Consider the following 19549-nt stretch of genomic DNA (forward strand, 5'->3'; position numbering starts at 1 on the left):
GCCTGGATGATGGCTTCCGCCAGCTTCGGGTCCAGCTTGCCGAGCTTGGTGTTGGTCTCGGCGGCGGCGCGCTTGACGATACCCAGGGCCCGGACGACGGGGAGAGGCTGCTTCTCCCAGCCGATCTTGAAGTTGCCGAGGCTGCGCTGGGCTTGCGCGCCCCAGTAGCGGTCGGCGGCGACTTCGATGGGGCCGAAGGTGTCGGTCTCGGTGCGCGTGGCGGTCATGCGGCGGTCTCCGGAAAAACGGTCGAGCGCGGTCTAGACCTTGAGCGCGGGGAGGGCAATGTTCGCCCACGCGAAGGAGACCCGCATGAGCCCTTATTTGGCGCTGCCGCGCTCGATCAACACCGGCAAGCGCAAGGTGCTGAAGGAGGACCTGCTCGGGATCGCGCACGATCTGGGTTTCAAGGAGGCCAGGACCTACCTGGCGAGCGGCAATCTCGTGCTGTGGGGCGAGCACGCGGGCGGCGCCGTGCTCGAGCGGGCGCTGGAGGATGCGCTGGAGGCGCGCATGGGACTTCGGACCGACTTCATGGTCCGATCGCCGGCTCAAATTCGGGCCATCGTCGACGGCAACCCGTTCACGGCCGAGGCCGCCGATCACCCGAGCCATGTGATCGTCAATTTCCTGAAAGCCCCGCTGCCGGCCGAGGACGAGGCGATCCTGCGCGCGGCGATCACGGGCCCGGAGCGCTTTGTCGTCGGCGCCTGCGAGCTCTATCTGGACTTCCCGATCAGCATGGCCGACTCGGTGCTGGATCGGGACTGGAAGAAGACCAAGCGTTCTCCCGTGGGGACGACGCGCAACTGGAACACGGTGATGGCCCTGGCCGGGATGATGAACGCGTGAGCCAGGCGCTCGACGGCATGGACTGGACGCATCACGGCAAGGTGCGGGCCCGCGAGGCGGGCGGGGAGCTGACGCTCGTGGTCGACGGCCTGACGACCCAGGGCAAGTATTACAAGCCGCTGATCTACGAGTTCTTCCGCAAGTCCTGGCGCGGTTCGCGTCCGGCCTGGGGGGAGTTCAGCGTCGAGATCGGCATGGAATATGTCGGCGAGCCCCCGTGGATGGATCTCGATAATCTGGCTAAGGCGCTGCTGGATGCGATCAAGGGCTACGCCTTCCACGACGACGCCCAGGTCGCCCGGCTGCTGGTCGAGCGACGGCCGGGCGATCGCGAGCGGATCATCATCCAGGTGCGGAAGCTGAGCACCAACCTGATGCGGCGCACCCTGGAGGATTGAGGTTCGCGCCTCAGCTCCAGGGCAGCAGGTAGCCCCAAAGTCCCAGCAGGACGCTGAGGACCACGAACAGCAGGGCGGTGAAGGTGAAGGCGACCTTGCGTCCGGCGTTCCAGCTATCGACGCGGCGACCGCCGCGCCAGACCATCGGCAGGACGCCGAGGGTCAGCACCGACATGAACGCCGCCACAAGGGCGCAGGCCGACCCGCTGAGCAGCCAGCCGCTCGGCCAGCCGAAGAAGGCCGCCGTCTGGTCGGAGGCGCGGGCCGCGAAGACGGCCATGCAGCCGGCCGAGATCAGCCACAGCACCGCCTGGGCCGTCTGCATCTGGCTGGCGCGCGCCTGGACCGGCGTCTGGCGGGCTTCGCGGCGGTTGCGGAAGATGGCGCCCAGCACCGTGGCCAGGCTGGCGAGGCACGCCAGCGCCACCGTGACAATCAGCACGCTCGCCGACCGCATGGGCCCGATCCGCTCGTAGGTGGCGAAGCCGCGCGCGGCGTAGAACCGCGACGGGCGGTCGCCGTTGGCGTCGAAGGCGATGACCAGCGGGCCATCGACGGCCTTGAAGACGCCTGGGCGGCCGACGGCGTTGAAGAGGGCGGTCGAGCCGCCTTCGCTGATCGACAGTCGGCCTTCCGGCGTCGCGCGGACGGTCGCCCTGCCGATCACGCGGTTGATGAAGCCTTCCAGGCCGCCATAGGCGCGCCGGGTGGTCAGATAGTCGCCCTCGTAGAGCTTGGCCTGGTCGTAGGTCATCGCGCTGGCCGGCGGGATGGCCGGCGGCTTGGCGTAGAAGTGCTCGATGATCGTGGCGGGCAGGGTGGCGGGCAGGTTTGCGCCGCTGTCGGTGTTGACCGAGATGAAGACGCCAAGGCCCAGATCCGGCGCCACCACCATGTTCGAGTGGAAGTAGAGCGTCGCGCCGGCATGGCCGAACCCGCGGCGGCCGCCGGGCAGGGGAACGTCCTGGAAGCCGGCGTTCCAGCCCGCCGCTTCCGGCGCGGGGCGGTACATCGGCGTGCGGAAGGCCTGGGCGGTCTTGGGCGAGAACACGGTCTTGCCGTCGATCACGCCGCCGTTCAGCAGCAGGGTCATGTACCTGGCCATGTCGCCGGCGGTGCTCGACGCCGACCCAGCCGGCGCCACCTGGCCGATGAACTCGCGCGGCCGAACCATCCAGCCCAGGGGCGTCCAGGAGAAGCCGTCTGACAGCTCGGCGGCGAGCGCCTCCGACATCGGCGCGGGCAGGTCGTCACGCCAGGGTCGCGCTTCGCGGAAGGTCGTGTGGCGCATGCCGGCCGGCAGGATGATCTCCTCGCTGACCAGCTGCTCGAACGGCTTGCCGGTGACGTTGGCGACCGCGGCGCCGGCCAGGGCTGCGCCGTAGTTTGAATAGCTGGGCAACAGGCCCGGCTCGCGCACCCGCCGCGGACGCTCCTGGCGCAGATAGTCCGCCAGCGGCCGGATGCGGTTGGGGTCGCGCTCGAACAGCTGGCCCATGGCCCGGTCCTCGAAGCCCGCGGTGTGGGTCATCAGATCACGCAGGCGGACCTGGGTCTTCTTGCCTTGGTCCTTTAGCTGCAAGGCCTCGGGCAGATAGAGGTTCACCGGCCCGTCGAGGCGCATGTGGCCCGACTCGATCTCGTTCATCAGGGCGATCCAGGTGAACGTCTTCGAGATCGAGGCGATGCGGAACAGCGTCTTGTCGGGATCGACCGGGCGGCGCTGGCCGAGGTTGGCGAACCCGTAGCCCTTCTTAAGCACGACCTGGCCGTTCTGGACGACGGAGATCGTCACGCCCGCGATGTGGTCGCGGGCCATGGCGCGTTGCACTACGCCGTCGACGAACGCTTCAAGCTCCGGGCGCGGCAGCGGCGCGACGCCACCCGCCGCGGGCGCCGGCGCCAGGGCGGCGGGCGTCGGAGCAGTCTCGGCGGTGGCGGCCGGGGTCTGCGGTTGCGCGGGTCGCGCGGGGGGCGGCGCTCTGCGAGGGCGCAGGCTGGAATAGGGGCGCGGACCCGGCGCAGCGGCGGGGGCGGCGCTGGGGGCCGCAGCAGCGGGTGTGGCGTCCTGAGCGCGCGCTTCGGATCCTGGCGTGGACCAAAGTGCGATGAAGGCCGCCGCGAGGGCGGCTGCGGGCGAAAGACGCAACGTCAACGATGTCCCCTGGGTGAAGCAGAAACTTCCAGGGCTGTGTAACCCGCTTGTCGCGCCGGTCAAACCCGATCGCATTTATGGTGTTCTGAGGTTTGGCTTTTCGAAGGCGTATAGCGGCAGCAGGGGCCTTAGGGCCGGCCCGATCCAGACCTGTGGCTCGGAGGCCGGCTCCGCGCCGGTCTCGCGCTCCTTGCGGGCGACGCAGGCTTGGACATCCGCGCTCAGCGCGGCGAAGTCGTGCGCTCCGGGGAGGGATGAGAGGAAACAGGTGTCGAAATAAGGATACCGGTCGCTTTCTCCGCAACCGAACGAGGCCCGATCGGCGCGCGCCGCGGTCAGGATCAGGCGATCCTTTTTCTGCAGCGCTGGAATGAAGACGCCGGAGAAGCAGGCGGAGATCACCACCACGGTGGGACGGTCAGGGCAGGCGTCGTCGAGCAGAGCGGCCAGCCGATATGGCCGCAAGAGCTCCTGGCCGAGAATCGCGCCGTCCGGGCTGCCGTGCGAGCTGAGGTAGAACAGGCAGCCCTTGGTCGTCCGTGCGCTCGCCCGGAGGCTTTCAGCCAGCGTCCGCCCATCCGCGCGGCCGACGACCGTGGTCGGGTCGCGTCGTGGGCGCACCGAAAGCTGGCGGATGGACCGCTGGTCAAAGCCGAGCTCGACGAGCGCCTTGGCGACGTCGCGTCGTGCGTTGTCGAACGCCTTGGTCGGGCCGCCGGAATGGGCGCGATTGTCGCCGGCGACGACGACGGCGCTCCAATCGGAGAACGGTCCGGCGCGGGCGATCGACAGCGGCGCGAGGAGCAAGGCCAGAAGTCCGATGACCGCCGCCGCTGCGCGCATGGTCCGACCCTATTTCTTCTTGAAGCTGGCGAAGGGCGTCGGGATCGCCGTGCCGGTCGCCTTGGCCAGCAACCGGCCCTCGGCGTCGTAGAGCTCGCCCTCGGTGAAACAGACGGTGCGGCCCCACTTGAGCACGCGGCCCACGCCGCGCAGCGCGCCGGGCAGGGCTGGGCGTAGGAAGCTGGTCTTCATCTCCAGCGTCGGAACGACGTGGGTCATGCCCGAGGTGATCATGCCAGCCACGGACATGCACTCGTCCAGCATGGCGCACACATAGCCACCCTGAATCTGTCCCATCGGATTGCAAAGCAGGTCGGCGCGAGCCGTGAACCCGACCTCGACCTCGCGGTCGGTCTGGCGCACGGCCAACAGTTCGAAGCCCAGGGTCTGGGAGCCCGTCGGCTGGTTCTTGGATGCGCGAAAGCGCGCGAGGATCGCCTCGTCGCTCAAGCTTTTCGGAGCGTCCGAGGCGATGTCGCTCATTTCTTCCGGAACTGGTCCAGGGAAACGATCTTGGGGCCTTCGTCGCTCGACGGCGCGGGAGCCTTGGCCTCCGGCTCGGCCTGCGGCTCCGGCTCGTCCTCCACGATTTCGGGCGGGGCGAACTGCAGGGCGAACTGCACCGAGGGGTCATAGAAGCGGGTCACGGCCGCGTAGGGCACGTTGAGCCGCTTGGGCTGGCCGCCGAACTTCAGCGTCACCGAGAACGAGCTCTCGCCGGGCGCCAGGTCCCAGTATTGGTGCTGCAGCACGATCGTCATCTCGTCCGGGTACTTGCCCAGCAGGTCCTGCGGCCCCGAAACGCCGGCGGCCTTGGTCTTGAACGTGATGTAGAGGTGGTGCGGCTCGGGCAGGCCGCCCGGTTCGGCGGCCTTCTTCAAGGCGGCCCTGACCACGCCACGCAGGGCGTCCTGCGCCATGGCCTCGTACTGCATGAGGTCTTCGGGCTGTTCGGTCTGGGACATGCGCTGGCGTCGATACTTCGAACTGAAAACGAAGCCCGGAGCCTAGCGTGTCGGAAGCCTATCGCAAAGCTCTCCGATGGCGTTCGCGCCCCAAGGTCGCAGCGACCTTGGGGAAAGCGCTCTGCAACCGTTTGCGACGCGTTCCGTGAAGACGGCGGGAACCTCGGCGACGTGGTGGAAAGTGGAGGGATTCTGTTGGCAGGGTCCCCCATTCCTTCTCGAAAAGAGAGGCGGGAGCCTCGGCGACGTGGTGGAAGTGGAGGGATTCTGTTGGCAGGCTCCCTCCGGGCCCCGCCTAGGGATCTGAAGCCCTAGGACTTAAGAGGCGAATTCAACGGCGCCGCATTACGCGGCGACGGCGAACTCTTCAGCGAAGTTATCGTTCGCATTTAGATAAAGGCCCGAAACGGTGGGCCAAGCCGAGAGAAAGCAGTCACCTTTACACGTCTGTCGATGCTGATCGGCCCCATGCAGTCCCATGATAACTTGGGAGAGATTTGTTGGAGCCGCCGGGAATCGCACCCGGGTCCAGTCCGCTTATTACGTGCGCGTTTATCCCCATAGTTCGGCCGAAGCCGGACAATTACAATATAGGGTGTTCGGCCTCGGTATGGAAGGCCGGGCGCTGGACTGTCCCCAGGCTAAGGCGGCCGTCGACCAGGGTGCCGCTGACGACCGCGCCCCGATCCTCGAACAGCTTCAGGGTTTCGCCGACCAGGACATAGACCCCGGTGAACACGTCGGCGAAGTCGTCGCGCGTTTCGATGAAGCGGCCGTCGGCGCGCAGCTCCAGGCAGATGTGGCCGTCGGGCGAGGTCCAGACGCCGGCGACGGGGATGTGGGGAACGATGGCGGACATCATCATCGGGCGAGGCTCCCAATCTGGAGGGGCTGGGCGGTGGTCGTGGGAAACGGTTTGGGGAGCACGGCGGTCGCGGCGGTCAGCGCGGCCGTCCCGCCCAGCAGGGCGGCGACGAACCAGCGCGGAGCCGTCACGCCGCGTCGGGGCGTGTAGCGTCTCATCGCAGAGCTCAGGTTTTCGGGGTTGGCCGCATCGGGGAGCGGAACAAGGCCACTATGCGGCGCCAGCCCGTCCAGTCGGTAGATTGATGCTCCGGCATGATTGCACGATCCTCCGTAAGCGAGCGGCGTCGCGTGACGGAGGATCGTGCAAGGCTTACAAATAGCCTCGTCCAGACAAGGAATAGCGATGAGCACGCGCGAGGCGCTGGCCGCCCTGATTGAACGATTCACGCCGGACGAAGGTCCGTTCGACACCTGCTGCCCGCGGGTGAATCTCTATCGCCTGACGCAGCCGAGCGAGCCGCATCATGGCCTGCACGACGCGTCCTTCTGCGTGCTGGCCCAAGGGCGCAAGCGCGTCACCGTCGGCGACGCGATCCATGAATACGACGAGCGCCACTTCTTCCTGTCGTCGATCGACGTCCCGGTGACGGGGCAGGTCGTCGACGCCTCGCCAGACAAGCCTTATCTCAGCTTCCGGATCGTCCTGGACGCCAAGCTGATCAGTGAGATGATCATGGAGTGCGGCCTGGCCGCCCGCCTCGACGCCGCCGCGCCGCTAGTGGGGGGCATGTCGGCCGGCGCCATGACGCCGCAGCTGTTCGATGCGGTCTGCCGGATGGTGTCGTTGCTCGACACGCCCGACGACGTGGCGGTCATGGCGCCGTTGATCGAGCGGGAGATCCTCTACCGCCTGCTGACCGGGTCCCAGGGGCCGCGCCTTGCGCAGATCGCGCGCCGCGATGGACGGCTGCGGCAGGTCAATCGCGCGATCGGCTGGATCAAGCGTAACTTCGACCAGCCCTTCAGCATCGACGCCGTGGCCGAGGAGGCGCGGATGAGCCCCTCGGCGTTGCATCAGCACTTCAAGGCCGTCACCTCGCTCTCGCCGCTTCAGTACCAGAAGCAGATCCGCCTTCAGGAAGCGCGCCGGCTGATCCTGGTCCAGCGCCTGGACGCGGCGACCGCCGGCCACACGGTCGGCTACGACAGCCCCTCGCAGTTCAGCCGCGAGTACGCCCGCCTGTTCGGAGCCCCTCCGCTCAGGGACGTGGCGCGGCTTCGGGAGCAGCCGGAGATGGTGGCGGCGGGGGCGTAGGGGCTTCGGTTTCGGGCGGCGTCAGAGCGGCGGCGGGCTGCGGCCGGTTGTTGTCGCTGGGGACGAGCCGACCGCCTGACTTTACCAACGCGGCGTAGGCCTCTGCCTGGCGTGAGAAGTCCGCCCCTTTCGGAAAGACCGCGTCGAAGCGCGGGTCGCGCCTGAGCGCGGCTCCAATTGCTGTCGAGAGGACGCCGGCGATCGAGCCGACCTCCGCGTCATCGCAGGCGCGCCGCAGATGCCGCGCCTGGCCGGGGACGAGCAGGGTCACGTCCCAGGATACGCCGTCGACGCAGAGCGCCGAGACCGCGCCGCCGCCATAGTCAACGATCACCGCGCGCGGCTGGCTCCAGGCGGGATCGCCGGAGATCGATCGCAATGCGTCCCTCGCGGGGCGTTCAAGTTCAGCGCTGACGTCGACGCGACGGCCGATCTCCGGCGTGCAGCAGCCAAGTCCGGCGCGCGCCTGGACGAAGGCTCGGCCGTCGTCGCGCAGAGTGAGGCGGATGACAGCCTGGCGGACGTCGCCCGCGGGCCTGGCCCAGACCTCAAGGATCAGCTCCCCCTTGCGCAGGATCTGGCTCTGCAAGGGTTGCAAGCCCCAGAGCCGGTAGAGCAGGGGCTCGACGCCGTTGTCGATGGCGGCGGGGCGCTCGCCCTTGCCCAGGCGGCGACCGTACAGCGGCTCGATCTCGGACGGCGGACGCGCAACCTTGGGCGACCACCAGGCGGCGGGATCAGGCGGCTGAGCCTGTTGGGCGGCGCCGTCCGGACCAAGGGCGAGAGCCAGCCCCGCGATCAGTCCGGTCAGGCCGCTCATCCGCCCATCTCCGCTACATGCCCTCGACGCCCCGCTCGATGGAAAGGACGCCGGTCCGGGAAAGTTCCACGAGGCCAAGCGGGCGCATCAGGTCGAGGAACTTGTCGATCTTGGACGGCGCGCCCGAGATCTCGAACACGAAGCTCTCCAGCGTCGTGTCGACCGGCTTGGCGCGGAAGATCTCGGCGATACGCAGCGCCTCGACGCGGTCGACGCCCGAGCCGCGCACCTTGACCAGGGCCAGCTCACGCTCGACGCCGTTGGGATCGCGGGTCACGTCGTGCACGCGGCGGACGTTCACGACCTTGTTCAGCTGGGCCTCGATCTGGTCCAGCACCTGCCGCGTGCCGCGCGTCACCACGGTGATGCGGCTGGTGTGCGACTTGCGGTCGGTCTCGGCGACCGTGAGGCTTTCGATGTTGTAGCCACGGGCGGCGAACAGGCCGACGACTCGATGCAGCACGCCCGGCTCGTTGTCGACGAGCAGGGCGAACGTCGCCGTCTGTTCGGCTTGCTCGTTGGGGCTAAGGTCGTAGGCCGAGGCGGGGGCGGGTTGGGTGTTCGTGGTCATCTTGGCTCTTCTTCTAACCCGTTCCGCCGCCTAGACCAGTCCGCGACCGGCTTCGTCGATGACGCTGCCCAGGTCCTTGACCTCTTCGGGCAGGATCATCTCGTTGTGCGCCTTGCCCGACGGGATCATCGGCAGGCAGTTCTCGTGCTTCTCGACGCGGCAGTCGAAGATCACCGGCTTGTCGCTGTTGATCATCTCCAGGATCTTGGCGTCCAGCTCGGCCGGGTTGTCGCAGCGGATGCCGTGGGCGCCATAGGCCTCCGCCAGCTTCACGAAGTCGGGCAGGCTGTCCGAATACGAGTGGCTGTAGCGCTCGCCATGCAGCAGCTGCTGCCACTGGCGGACCATGCCCATCCATTCGTTGTTCAGGATGAAGATCTTGACCGGCAGGTCGAACTGGATCGCGGTCGACAGCTCCTGGATGCACATCTGGATCGAAGCTTCGCCGGCGATGTCGACGACCAGGCTGTTCGGATGCGCTAGCTGCACGCCGAGGGCGGCGGGCAGGCCATAGCCCATGGTGCCCAGGCCGCCTGAGGTCATCCAGCGGTTCGGCTCCTCGAAGCGGAAGAACTGAGCGGCCCACATCTGGTGCTGGCCGACCTCGGTGGTGATGTAGACGTCCTTGTCCTTGGTCAGCTCGTACAGGCGCTCGATGGCGTACTGCGGCTTGATGACCGTCTCGGACGCGCCGTACTTCAGGCATTGGCGAGCGCGCCACTGGTCGATCTGGGCCCACCAGTCGGTCAGCGCCGCCTTGTTCGGCTGCAGGTTGGCGGCCTTCCAGGCGGCGATCAGGTCTTCGAGGACGGACGCCGCGTCGCCGACGATCGGCAGGTCGACGCGGACGTTCTTGTTGATGGACGAGGCGTCGATGTCGATGTGGATCTTCTTCGATCCCGGCGAGAAGGCGTCCAGGCGACCGGTGACCCGGTCGTCGAAGCGCGCGCCGACGCAGATCATCACGTCGCAGTCGTGCATGGCGTTGTTGGCTTCGAACGTGCCGTGCATGCCCAGCATGCCCAGCCACGCCGGATCGGCCGCCGGGAAGGCGCCCAGGCCCATCAGGGTCGAGGTGACCGGCGCGCCGGTCAGGGCCGCGAACTCGCGCAGGGCTTGGCTGGCCTTTGGGCCGGCGTTGATGACGCCGCCGCCGGTGTAGAAGATCGGGCGGCGCGCGCCGGCGATCATCTTGACCGCCTCGGCGATCCGGCCGGCGTCGCCCTTGATGCGCGGCGCATAGGCGTGGGTCGATTGGACCTCTTGCGGGCCGTAGTACTCGCCCTTGGCGAACTGCACGTCCTTGGGGATGTCGATCAACACCGGGCCGGGACGGCCGGTCGTGGCGATCTTGAACGCCTCATGGATGATCTGCGGCAGGTCGCGGACGTCTTTGACCAGGTAGTTGTGCTTGGTGCACGAGCGGGTCATGCCGACCGTGTCGGCTTCCTGGAAGGCGTCGGTGCCGATCAGGTGCGTCGGGACCTGGCCGGTGATGACGACCATCGGGATGGAGTCCATCAGGGCGTCCATGATGCCGGTGATGGCGTTGGTCGCGCCGGGACCCGAGGTGACCAGGACGACGCCCGGCTTGCCCGAGCTGCGCGCATAGCCTTCGGCGGCGTGGGTCGCGCCCTGCTCGTGGCGGACCAGGATGTGCTGAAGGCGCGGCTCGTGGAACAGGGCGTCGTAGATCGGCAGGACCGCGCCGCCCGGATAGCCGAACAGCACCTCGACCCCTTGATCCACGAGGCCGCGAACCACGATCTCGGCGCCGGTCATGGCGCGGGAGGTGTCGGCGGCGGCGGGAGCCTTGCTCTCGATGGTCTGGTGGGCGGTCATGGAACGATCCGGGGAAAGGCGGGAAGGGTGTAGGCGGAAAAGAAAAAAGGTCCCGAAGGACCTTTGCGCGCGCGACCGAACTACGGCGTGACTTCTAAGGTCACGTCGCGGACGGCCGCTCCATAAGTACGATCATGGTTTTGCGCACGAGTCTTGCTCCAAAGCTACGGAATGGGTCATCGCATGCGCGCATTAACCCGTCAAGGCGCGCCTTGTCGCAAGGATGTGCCTTTTTTAGCGGTGTGACCTTACCGGAGTTTCACGTGACAGGGGCAGGTTTTCCCCAGCACGGTCGCGGTCCCGCAATTCAGGAGCGTCCTAGTGTTCGGTCGGCGCGAATTTCTAGTTGGAGCCGCGGCGCTTGGCCTCGCCGGTCAGGCCTCCGCCTCGGTGCTATCGGGGAGAGCCGCCGACCAGGCGGTCGATGCTTTCCTGAAGGTCCAGCCGTTCCAAGGTGTTGTGCTGGTCGGCAGGGCCGGCAAGCCGATCTTTTCGAGGACGGTTGGCTTCGCGGACATCGAAGCCAAGAAGCCGGCCACGCTGGACACGCCATACATCATCGCCTCGATCTCGAAGTGGCTGACATCCGCGGCGCTGCTGAAGCTGGCCGAGCTTGGCAAGGTCGATCTCGACGCCCCGATCCTGACTTACTTGCCGGACTACCGCGCCGACACCGGGGCCAAGGTCAAGCTCCGTCACCTGATGACGAACATCAGCGGCGTGCCGAACGGCTTTGCGTCCTGGACCAAGGCCAATCCTGATCCGGACCTGTTCAAGAGGCCGATGACGACCGCCCAAGCCGTCAAGCTGTGGTGCTCAGGCGATCTGGCGTTCGAGCCCGGGACCAAGTTCGACTACGCCATGACCAACTGGGTGATCATCACTGCGATCATCGAGGCGGTTACGGGCCAAGCCTATGCGGACGCCATGTCAAGGCTGGTCGTCGCGCCTTTGGGCCTGGCGCGCACCACGCCGATCGACCCGCCTGACCTCGCCGTCTCCTACCGTACGCTGGAGCCTCTGGTGCGTCGGACGAACGACCGCTTCCCGTTCATGGCCGCTAGCGGCGGCTATTGCAGCACGGCGGGCGACCTGCTGAAGGCGGCGCACGCGGTCTTGGATGGCGGGTTCCTGCCGCCGACGCGGAAGCGGGAGCTGCTGACCGTCGGCTGGCCGGACCAGAACTACGCCCTGGGCGGACGGGTCAGGACCCTGTTCGCCGACGGCATGCCGCGCGTCTTCGCTTGGGAGACGGGCAATGCGGCCGGCTTCCGCTCGGTGCTGGGTCATCGCTTCGACGACCAGACGACGGTCGTGCTGCTGAACAACACCAGCATCAGCCAAAAGGCGATGGACGAGTTCGCCTATAGCCTGTTCGCGACGGCTTAGGTTTCCAACGTTCGGGCCAGCAGCTCCAGCGCCGCGACGGCGAAGGCCTGCATGTTGCCGGCGCGGTCGCCGCGGCCGGTCTCGAGCGTCGTGCTGGCCGAGGTTTCCTGGCCCACCACGGCCATACAGCAGTGGCCCGGCGCGTCGCCGTAGCGGTTGCCGTCGGGCCCCGCCGCGCCCGTCTCCGCAAGTCCCCAAGTCGCCTTGAGGTTCTTGCGGGCCACTCGGGCCAGCAGTTCCGCATAGGGTTCGCTGGCCGAGCGGAGGCCATTCATGGCCTTCTGCGGGATGTCCATCAGGGTCAGCCGCGCACGGGCCGTATAGACCACCGCGCCGCCGACATAGAACTTCGACGCGCCCGGCACCGCCAGCAGCGCCGCCGAGATCAGGCCGCCGGCCGACGACTCCGCGACGGCGACGGTCTCGCCTCGGGCGATCAGGCGTTCGGCGACGCGTTCGGCGAGGGCGGCAAGGTCGGGCATCGGGACTTCCTTAGGCTTCGGCTCCCTCCATAGGGACAAGTCGCGGCGCTGCAAACACGGTCTATCGCCAAGATTGCGCGGGTGTGGTCACGATGCCCAAGCTCAACCTTGGAGGTTCATTTGCTGGTCCAAGCCGCTCCGCCGCCCGCCGCCGTTGCTCCCGCGCCAACGCCGCCGACGCTTCAACGGCTGGCCCCGATCGCGCAGAAGGCCAAGGCGTTGACGCTGACCAAGGGCGGCCGGACGGAGAATATGGTGGTGCGCTACCAGATCTTCCTGCGGACGGTCGCGAAGCCGGGCGCGGTCCCGGCGGCGCCGGAGGGCGTGACGGTGTCGGCGATCCCCTGTGTCTGGGTCGTCGAGTCCTATCTGCAGCGCGACCTCTGCTTCTATTCGATCACCGGCTTGCTGGGCTGCGAGGCCGGCGCCACCAAGCCGCTGCAAGCGATCGAGAACGGCCAGGCGGATCTCCCGGCGGGGACCACCTGCGAAGTCTTCGCCAAGCCGGTGACGGCCGCAGAGGACCGGGTGATCGCCAACTTGGATCGCCTCAAGGTCCAGATGTTCGAGGAAGACTACCAGCTGGCCGTGAGGCCTCGGCTGCTGAAGGCGGGCGTCACCCTGACGGAGCGCTAATTCGCTCCCAGTCGGGCGTCTGGTTGCGGAACCAAGTCAGCTGGCGCTTGGCGTAGCGGCGGGTCTCCTGCCGCGCGGCCTCCAGCGCCTGTTCCAGCGTGGTCTCGCCCCGCAGATGGGCGGCGAACTCGCGATAGCCGACGGCCTTCAGTGCGGGGAGGGACGAGTCGAGACTCCGCGCCTCCATCGCCCGCACCTCTTCCAGCGCGCCGTGCTCGAGCATGACGGCCAGGCGGGCGTCGCAGCGGGCGTAGAGCTCGGCGCGCGGGGGATCGAGCACCAGGCCCTTCCAGCTTCCAGGCTCCAAGGCCGGTTTGGTGTCGGTCTGCCAGGCGGTCAGGGACTTGCCGGTCGCGACCACTACGGCGTGAGCGCGAACCAGGCGCTGGCGGTCGCCGACCTCGATGCGGGCCTCGGCCTCCGGATCGAGCGGCTTGAGGATTTCGCGGAATTCCGCCTCGCCTCGCGCCGCGTAAAGCAGGCCGGAAATCTCGCGCTGGGTCTCCGGCACCGGCGGCACGTCGGCCAGGCCATGGGTCAGGGCGCGGAAATAGAGACCGGTGCCGCCGACGACGATCGCCGGATTGCCTCGCGCGGCGATCTCGGAGAGCGCGGTCGTCGCCGCTTCCAGCCAGCGCCCGACCGACCAGCCGACCGCCGCGTCCACGACGCCGAACAGGTGGTGGGGCGCACGCGCCAGCTCCTCGGGTGAGGGGCCAGCAGTCAGGACCCGCAGGCCGGCATAGATCTGCATCGAGTCGGCGTTGACGATCTCGCCGCCGATCCGCTCGGCCAATTGCAGCGCGTGGGCCGACTTGCCGCTTGCGGTCGGGCCCGCGATCAGCCAGATGCGGGGCGCGATGTCCGAACTCTCCACCATTCCGACCGTCCTCACCATCGTCGGGGCGAACCCCGACGCCTACGCAGAAGCCGTTTCGCGCGTCGAACGCCTGCTGTCCAGCCGTCAGGACGAGCTGGGGCGATTGGCCATAGACGTCTTCGTCGAGAGCGGCGACCTGGAAGCCTTGAAGGCGGAGCTCGCCGACCTGGCGATCGACTTCGCGCTCCAGCCCGTCGAGAACCGCCGCAAGCGCCTGCTGATCGCCGACATGGACTCGACGATCATCAACGTCGAATGCCTGGACGAGCTGGCCGACTTCGCTGGCGTGAAGGCCCAGGTCTCGGAGATCACCGAGCGGGCGATGCGCGGGGAACTGGCCTTCGAGGGCGCGTTGCGCGAACGGGTCGGCATGCTGAAGGGCCTGTCGGTCGACGCGCTGCAGAGCTGTTACGACCAGCGGGTCCGGTTGAACCCCGGCGCGCGGACCCTGGTCACGACGATGGCCCAGCATGGCGCGCGCTGCGCCCTGGTCTCGGGCGGCTTCACGTTCTTCACCAGTCGGGTGGCGGAAGCGGCGGGCTTCCACCTGAACCGCGCCAACACCCTGATCGAACGGGACGGCACCCTGACCGGCGAGGTCGGCGATCCGATCCTGGGCAAGGAGGCCAAGCTGGCGGCTCTGCGCGAGGAAACGGCGGCCCTGGGGCTGACGCCCGCCGACGCGCTAGCGGTCGGCGACGGGGCCAATGACCTGGCGATGATCGAGGCCGCGGGCCTGGGCGTCGCCTACCGCGCCAAGCCGATCGTGGCGGCCCAGGCCGACGCCAAGGTCGACCATACCGACCTGACGACCTTGCTCTACTTCCAGGGCTACAAGGCCGAGGAGTTCGTCTCGTGAGCTTTCCCCGCCGCGTCGACGCCGTGGTCTTCGACATGGACGGGCTGCTGCTGGACACCGAGATCGTCTACCGCGCGGCGATGATCGAGGCGGGAAACGTCTTCGGCGTCCAGTTCACCGGCGAGACCTACGCCTCGATGGTGGGCAAGACCAATCCGGAGTGCGCCGTGATGCTGCGCGAGCTCTACGGCGAGACCTTTCCGGTCCAGGCCTATTTCGAGCGGGTCTGGTCCGACGTCGAGGACCTCCTGGAAGCAGAGACCCGATTGAAGGCCGGGGTGGTCGAGATCCTCGACTATCTCGACGATCGCGGTCTGCCGCGCGGCATCGCCACCTCGAACGGCATGGCGGCGGTCGAGCGCTATCTGGGGCGGTTCGATCTGCTGCATCGCTTCAATGCGGTTGTCGCGCACCATGACGTGATGCGCCACAAGCCCAATCCAGATCCCTACCTGCTGGCGGCGGAGCGCATCGGCGTGGATCCCAGCTACTGCCTGGCGCTCGAGGACTCGCATCCCGGCGTGCGCGCCGCCCACGCGGCGGGCATGATGACGGTGATGGTGCCGGACATCCTCGATCCGAACGAGGAGATGCACGACAAGTGCGTGCACATCGCCGAGAGCCTGCACCACGTCATGGACCTGCTGAAGGCCTCGGCCTGATGCCTTCGGCGCCGGCGCGCTCTTGTAAAAGCCGGGCGCGGCGCGGATATGGGGGCTCGCAACACGAGGCCTGACTGACGTGACCGGCGTAACTCCCGCTACCCTCGACGACGCCCGCGCGGCGCTTGACCGCATTTCCGACCCCGTCAGCGGGCGAGGGCTGGTGGCGGCGGAACTGGTGCAGGGGCTGGTGGTCCGGAACGGTCGCGCCGGCTTCATGCTGGAGGTCCCCGCCAGCCAGGCCGCGACCTACGCTCCCGTGCGGGAAGCCGCCGAGAAGGCGTTGGCCGCCCTGCCGGGCGTCGATGTCGCCCAGGTCGTGCTGACGGCCCAGGCCGCCGAGGGCGCGACCCGGGTGCGCAAGGGCGCCAAGGTCTCCGAGGACCCGCAGGCCCGCATGGTCCCGCCGCCGGAAGCCGAGAAGCCCGCCCACGTCCGCCACGTGATCGCCGTCGCCTCGGGCAAGGGCGGGGTGGGCAAGTCCACCGTCTCGACCAACCTCGCCGTCGCCTTCGCCCAGATGGGGCTGCGCGTCGGGCTGCTGGACGCCGACGTCTACGGCCCCTCGGCGCCGAAGATGATGGGCGTCGACGGCGACCCGCTGTTCGAGAACGAGAAGCTGCAGCCGCTCGAGGCGCATGGCGTCAAGCTGATGTCGATCGGCTTCATTGTCGACGAGGGCAAGGCGATGATCTGGCGCGGGCCGATGGCCTCGTCGGCCGTCCGCCAGATGATCCACGACGTCGCCTGGGGCTCGGAAGGCCAGCCGCTGGATGTGCTGGTGGTCGACCTGCCGCCGGGCACCGGCGACATCCAGCTGACCCTTGTCCAGAAGCTGCGCATCGACGGCGTCGTGCTGGTGACCACGCCGCAGGAGATCGCCCTGATCGACGCCCGCCGCGCGGCGGTGATGTTCGAGAAGACCGCGACGCCGATCCTGGGCCTGATCGAGAACATGGCCTTCTTCGCCGACCCCTCGACCGGCGCGCCGATCCCGATCTTCGGCGAGGGCGGCGGCGTGGCCGAGGCCGCCCGCCTGCAGGTTCCGCTGCTGGGCCGCGTGCCGATCGAGATGGGCGTGCGGATCGGCGGCGACGAGGGCGTTCCGGCCGTGATCGGAGAGCCCAAGGGCCAGGCGGCCCAGGTCTTCGTTTCGGCAGCCGAGACGCTTTGGAAGGCCGTCGGCTAATCCCACGAAAAGGCCCGCCAGGATCGCTCCTGGCGGGCTTTCTCTTGGGCCGTGCTCAGCGCCTAGAAGCTGAAGCGCGCGCCGGCCGACATGACCACGGCCGAGCCGGTCACTTCACCGTTCAGGCGAGCGGTCGAGCTGGTCGCCGTCACGTCGGTGCGATTGATCGTGCTGTCATCGAAGCTGATGTAGCTGACCGCCGCGTCCAGCTTCAGGCTGTCGGTCGCGGCCCAGGTGGCGCCGGCGGCGTACATCATGCGGTCACCGTCCGGCACGCGGGCGGTGCGGCCGACGTCCGGCGTCGGGGTCGGGTCGTATTGCACGCCGGCCCGCAGGGTCAGGCGCGGCGAGGCCTGGAAGTCCACGCCGGCGGCGTAGGTGGTGGTGTCCTTGTAGTTCTGGACGCTGGTCGAGGCACCGCCCGGGAAGCTGACGCGGATGGCGTCGAACTCGCCCCAACCGACGCGGCTGACCGAGGCGTTCAGGGTCCACTGGTCGTTGACCGCCCAGCGGGCGCCCACATTGGCGATCCAGGGCAGGGTGATCTTGGCTTGGCCGTCGACCGAGAAGTTGCTTGCGGCCGGGATCGGGGCCAGCAGGCCCGAGACGGCGACCGTGCCGTCCAGCTTCTGGTCGATCTTCGAGCGATAGCTGGCGCCGATCGTCAGGCTCTTTGACGGGTGCAGTTGGGCGCCGACCGTGTAACCGTAGGCCCAGCCGTCGCCCTTCAGCGACTGGCGGCCGTCGGGCTGCAGCGGCGAGATGTTCGGCAGGGCGTTGGTCAGGGTCGCGTCGGCGTAGAGGGCCGTGAAGCCGACGCCCAGGTCCAGCATGTCGCTGACGCGGTAGGCCACCACGCCGTCGACATTGATCGTCCGCAGGTGCGACTTCAGGGCGTCATAGCGGGTGAAGCTGTCGGGATTGTACTCGGTGGTGAAGTTGTAGGGGGCCGAGACCGCCACGCCCAGCGACAGCTTGTCGTTGACCTTGAAGGCGCCGCCCAGGTTCGGGACCACGCCGTCGTTGATCGGGTCGAAGGCCGTGCCGGCGCCGCCGATCGGGGTGGTCAGGCCGGCCGGCGGGACCGGACGGGTGATGGTCGAGCCGTTGTTGACGACCTTGGAGTTCACCTGGATGGCGTTGACGCCGAGGGCCATTTCGCTGCGGTCGATGCCGGCGATCGAGGCCGGGTTCCACCACAGGCTGCCGACGCCCTTGTCGGCCACTTCGCCGGAATAGGCGCGGCCCGTGCCGCGCACCGACTGTTCTTGCAGATAGAAGGCCGAGGCCGAGGCCTGCGAGGCGGCGAGGAGCGTGGCCACGGCGACGCCGGCGGCGAGATGGGTACGCTTGAGGGACATGAGACTGACGACCTTGTAAAAAATTTGGCTCGCCGATCACCCGGACGGCGCCTTTGAGCGCCGCTTTAACGCACCTATCGGGAGAATGTTGCCCTAAATTGATCTAGGTGTGAATTTTGTCGGTTTTGTAAAAGAACTGGGGCCGCTAGGGCCCCAGATCAATCATCGTTCTGTCAAAACTTCGCCTTTAGCCTGACATTTGGCGGCGAATGCTTGAGCCCTGTTAACCGCCCGCCATCTTGCGGAAGAACTTCTGGCCCTGCTCGCCGCCATTGAAGTAGGCCTTCTGTCCGGCCTCGGCCGTGATCTGGTCCCAGCTGTCGCGGACTTCCTCGGCCGATAGACCGCCTTCGCCCAGATAGACGCCCTCGGTCTCGTAGATGCGCGACAGGGCGAACGCGCCGGCGCCGGCGGTCAGGATCGCCCCGGTCGGGGCCTCTTCCGAGCAGAGATAGACGACGCCGGGCGTGACGTATTCCGGGGCCAGCTTGGCCAGCACTTCCGGCGGCATCAGGCCCTCGGTCATGCGGGTGGCCGCGACCGGGCTGATGGCGTTGATCTTCACGTCGTTCTTGGCGCCCTCGAGCTTGAGGGTGTTCATCAGGCCCAGAACCGCCATCTTGGCCGCGCCGTAGTTGCTCTGGCCGAAGTTGCCGTACATGCCCGAGGACGAGGTGGTCACGACGATGCGGCCGTAGTTCTGGGCCTTCATGATGTCCCAGACCGCCTTGATCGGCTTGAAGGTGCCGAACACGTGGACCTGCATGACCAGCTCGAAGTCGGCCAGCTCCATCTTGGTCAGGGTCTTGTCGCGCAGGATGCCGGCGTTGGCGATCAGGATGTCGATGCGGCCCCACTTGTCCATGGCCGTCTTGACCATGTCGGCGACGCCGGCGTCGTCGGTCACCGAGGCGCCGTGGGCGATGGCCTCGCCGCCGAAAGCCTTGATCTCGGCGACGACCTTCTGGGCCGCTTCGGACGAGCCGCCCGAGCCATCGACGCTGCCGCCCAGGTCGTTGACGACCACCTTGGCGCCGCGACGCGCCAGCTCCAGGGCGTGCTGTCGGCCAAGGCCGCCGCCGGCGCCCGTCACGATCGCCACCTTGCCGTCGAAGCGGATGTCCGCCATGCCGAAGTCTCCCTCAAACGCGTGTTTGGTTTTGCCGTGTTGTGCGGCGCGGGAGAGGGGAGGTCAAGGGGAGGGGCTGTGGCATGATCCTCGCCGCTGCGACTGGTGCTCCCTTCCCCTCGATGGGGAAGGGCCGGGGATGGGGTGACCGCTGAGGTGGCGGCCGCGCGCTGCATCGACCGCTGAATTCACCCCACCCCTACCCCTCCCCATCAAGGGGAGGGGACGTGGTTCATTGGCTTCACGCGGCGGGCCGCTGAAGGGATGGGAGGGACGCGGAGCGCCGGACATCCGTCCGGAGGTGTTGAGTGTGTGTACCGTTTCGACGAAGCCAGACGCTCCGCGTGATCGTTATCCGGTGAGCCCTCGACGCGCGGGGTTTTAACCCGCTTCC

The 19549-nt window shown here is 67.8% G+C and carries 23 protein-coding genes, 1 other RNA gene and 1 pseudogene; 9 read left to right on the forward strand and 16 right to left on the reverse strand.

Translation table 11 applies throughout. The features are described from left to right. Positions 1 to 227, reverse strand: a 227-nt coding sequence (locus DI526_RS19410; protein WP_304281373.1) for a lyase family protein, incomplete at its 3' end; no start/stop codon positions are given. A gap of 85 nt (positions 228 to 312) precedes the next feature. Between DI526_RS19410 and DI526_RS19415 the strand changes: the two genes are divergently transcribed. Continuing rightward, positions 313 to 852: a DUF1697 domain-containing protein gene (locus DI526_RS19415; protein ID WP_304281375.1), complete on the forward strand. Its 540-nt coding sequence runs from the start codon at positions 313 to 315 to the stop codon at positions 850 to 852. A 17-nt stretch (positions 853 to 869) separates the two neighbouring features. Further along, complete coding sequence (locus DI526_RS19420; RefSeq protein WP_304281423.1) at positions 870 to 1250, forward strand: RusA family crossover junction endodeoxyribonuclease; 381 nt, start codon at positions 870 to 872, stop codon at positions 1248 to 1250. Positions 1251 to 1260: 10 nt separating this feature from the next. Here DI526_RS19420 and DI526_RS19425 read toward each other — a convergent pair whose 3' ends face one another. The 7 genes from DI526_RS19425 to DI526_RS19455 form a co-directional block, all read right to left on the reverse strand. Beyond that, positions 1261 to 3405, reverse strand: coding sequence for a serine hydrolase (locus DI526_RS19425; protein ID WP_304281377.1), 2145 nt, complete (start codon positions 3403 to 3405; stop codon positions 1261 to 1263). A 75-nt stretch (positions 3406 to 3480) separates the two neighbouring features. Beyond that, positions 3481 to 4248 (reverse strand): C13 family peptidase, encoded by a 768-nt coding sequence (locus tag DI526_RS19430; RefSeq protein WP_304281379.1) that lies wholly within the window; start codon positions 4246 to 4248, stop codon positions 3481 to 3483. A gap of 9 nt (positions 4249 to 4257) precedes the next feature. Continuing rightward, positions 4258 to 4731 (reverse strand): PaaI family thioesterase, encoded by a 474-nt coding sequence (locus tag DI526_RS19435; RefSeq protein ID WP_304281381.1) that lies wholly within the window; start codon positions 4729 to 4731, stop codon positions 4258 to 4260. Beyond that, positions 4728 to 5213, reverse strand: a complete 486-nt coding sequence (locus DI526_RS19440; RefSeq protein WP_304281382.1) for an SspB family protein — start codon at positions 5211 to 5213, stop codon at positions 4728 to 4730. The genes DI526_RS19435 and DI526_RS19440 overlap by 4 nt, the downstream gene beginning before the upstream one ends. A 255-nt stretch (positions 5214 to 5468) precedes the next feature. Next, positions 5469 to 5833: a transfer-messenger RNA gene (ssrA, locus tag DI526_RS19445) on the reverse strand. Further along, the gene (locus DI526_RS19450) at positions 5797 to 6078 is read right to left on the reverse strand and encodes an Atu4866 domain-containing protein (protein WP_304281385.1); all 282 of its coding nucleotides are present in this window, start codon (positions 6076 to 6078) and stop codon (positions 5797 to 5799) included. Before DI526_RS19450 ends, ssrA begins: the two co-directional genes overlap by 37 nt. Further along, a complete protein-coding gene (locus DI526_RS19455) occupies positions 6075 to 6236 on the reverse strand; it encodes a hypothetical protein (RefSeq protein WP_304281387.1) in 162 nt (53 codons plus the stop codon). The genes DI526_RS19450 and DI526_RS19455 overlap by 4 nt, the downstream gene beginning before the upstream one ends. A 187-nt stretch (positions 6237 to 6423) precedes the next feature. Here DI526_RS19455 and DI526_RS19460 point away from each other — a divergent pair, with 187 nt between their 5' ends. Next, on the forward strand, positions 6424 to 7335 hold the full coding sequence (locus DI526_RS19460; RefSeq protein ID WP_304281390.1) for an AraC family transcriptional regulator: 912 nt from the start codon (positions 6424 to 6426) through the stop codon (positions 7333 to 7335). Here the strand turns inward: DI526_RS19460 and DI526_RS19465 are convergent. The 4 genes from DI526_RS19465 to DI526_RS19480 form a co-directional block, all read right to left on the reverse strand. After that, on the reverse strand, positions 7280 to 8155 hold the full coding sequence (locus tag DI526_RS19465; protein ID WP_304281392.1) for a hypothetical protein: 876 nt from the start codon (positions 8153 to 8155) through the stop codon (positions 7280 to 7282). The two genes, DI526_RS19460 and DI526_RS19465, sit on opposite strands and share 56 nt — an antisense overlap. A gap of 13 nt (positions 8156 to 8168) precedes the next feature. Then, complete coding sequence (gene ilvN, locus DI526_RS19470) at positions 8169 to 8726, reverse strand: acetolactate synthase small subunit (RefSeq protein WP_304281395.1); 558 nt, start codon at positions 8724 to 8726, stop codon at positions 8169 to 8171. Positions 8727 to 8756: 30 nt separating this feature from the next. Further along, positions 8757 to 10568, reverse strand: coding sequence for an acetolactate synthase 3 large subunit (locus DI526_RS19475; protein WP_304281399.1), 1812 nt, complete (start codon positions 10566 to 10568; stop codon positions 8757 to 8759). A 100-nt stretch (positions 10569 to 10668) separates the two neighbouring features. Next, a complete protein-coding gene (locus DI526_RS19480) occupies positions 10669 to 10716 on the reverse strand; it encodes a hypothetical protein (RefSeq protein ID WP_193852718.1) in 48 nt (15 codons plus the stop codon). 173 nt (positions 10717 to 10889) lie between these two features. On the opposite strand from DI526_RS19480, the gene DI526_RS19485 reads away from it, so the two are divergent. Continuing rightward, entirely contained in the window at positions 10890 to 11957 is a 1068-nt protein-coding gene (locus DI526_RS19485; RefSeq protein ID WP_304281402.1) for a serine hydrolase, read from the forward strand. On the opposite strand, the gene DI526_RS19490 is transcribed toward DI526_RS19485, so the two are convergent. Beyond that, positions 11954 to 12439: a CinA family protein gene (locus tag DI526_RS19490; RefSeq protein WP_304281404.1), complete on the reverse strand. Its 486-nt coding sequence runs from the start codon at positions 12437 to 12439 to the stop codon at positions 11954 to 11956. The two genes, DI526_RS19485 and DI526_RS19490, sit on opposite strands and share 4 nt — an antisense overlap. A gap of 120 nt (positions 12440 to 12559) precedes the next feature. On the opposite strand from DI526_RS19490, the gene DI526_RS19495 reads away from it, so the two are divergent. Continuing rightward, positions 12560 to 13075 carry a hypothetical protein gene (locus DI526_RS19495; RefSeq protein ID WP_304281407.1) on the forward strand — a complete coding sequence of 172 codons (516 nt, stop codon included), beginning with the start codon at positions 12560 to 12562 and terminating at the stop codon, positions 13073 to 13075. Here the strand turns inward: DI526_RS19495 and miaA are convergent. Continuing rightward, the gene (gene miaA / locus DI526_RS19500; RefSeq protein ID WP_304281409.1) at positions 13056 to 13955 is read right to left on the reverse strand and encodes a tRNA (adenosine(37)-N6)-dimethylallyltransferase MiaA; all 900 of its coding nucleotides are present in this window, start codon (positions 13953 to 13955) and stop codon (positions 13056 to 13058) included. The two genes, DI526_RS19495 and miaA, sit on opposite strands and share 20 nt — an antisense overlap. Between miaA and serB the strand changes: the two genes are divergently transcribed. From serB to DI526_RS19515, 3 genes are all read left to right on the forward strand, one after another. Further along, positions 13936 to 14814: a phosphoserine phosphatase SerB gene (gene serB, locus DI526_RS19505; RefSeq protein WP_304281412.1), complete on the forward strand. Its 879-nt coding sequence runs from the start codon at positions 13936 to 13938 to the stop codon at positions 14812 to 14814. The genes miaA and serB overlap by 20 nt on opposite strands. Next, positions 14811 to 15476, forward strand: coding sequence for an HAD family phosphatase (locus DI526_RS19510; RefSeq protein ID WP_304281414.1), 666 nt, complete (start codon positions 14811 to 14813; stop codon positions 15474 to 15476). The genes serB and DI526_RS19510 overlap by 4 nt, the downstream gene beginning before the upstream one ends. A gap of 79 nt (positions 15477 to 15555) precedes the next feature. Beyond that, positions 15556 to 16665: an Mrp/NBP35 family ATP-binding protein gene (locus DI526_RS19515; RefSeq protein ID WP_304281416.1), complete on the forward strand. Its 1110-nt coding sequence runs from the start codon at positions 15556 to 15558 to the stop codon at positions 16663 to 16665. Between the two features lie 62 nt (positions 16666 to 16727). Here DI526_RS19515 and DI526_RS19520 read toward each other — a convergent pair whose 3' ends face one another. Together DI526_RS19520 and DI526_RS19525 are read right to left on the reverse strand one after the other, a co-directional pair. Next, positions 16728 to 18026 carry an outer membrane protein transport protein gene (locus DI526_RS19520; protein ID WP_304281418.1) on the reverse strand — a complete coding sequence of 433 codons (1299 nt, stop codon included), beginning with the start codon at positions 18024 to 18026 and terminating at the stop codon, positions 16728 to 16730. Positions 18027 to 18249: 223 nt separating this feature from the next. Continuing rightward, positions 18250 to 19155, reverse strand: coding sequence for an SDR family NAD(P)-dependent oxidoreductase (locus DI526_RS19525; protein ID WP_304281420.1), 906 nt, complete (start codon positions 19153 to 19155; stop codon positions 18250 to 18252). Between the two features lie 83 nt (positions 19156 to 19238). Between DI526_RS19525 and DI526_RS19530 the strand changes: the two are divergent. Beyond that, positions 19239 to 19381 (forward strand): annotated as a pseudogene (locus tag DI526_RS19530) (hypothetical protein); the annotation flags it as partial. Positions 19382 to 19549: the final 168 nt, after the last annotated feature.

The sequence above is a fragment of the Caulobacter segnis genome, from assembly GCF_003243465.1.
GTDB classification, from domain to species: Bacteria; Pseudomonadota; Alphaproteobacteria; order Caulobacterales; family Caulobacteraceae; genus Caulobacter; species Caulobacter segnis_A.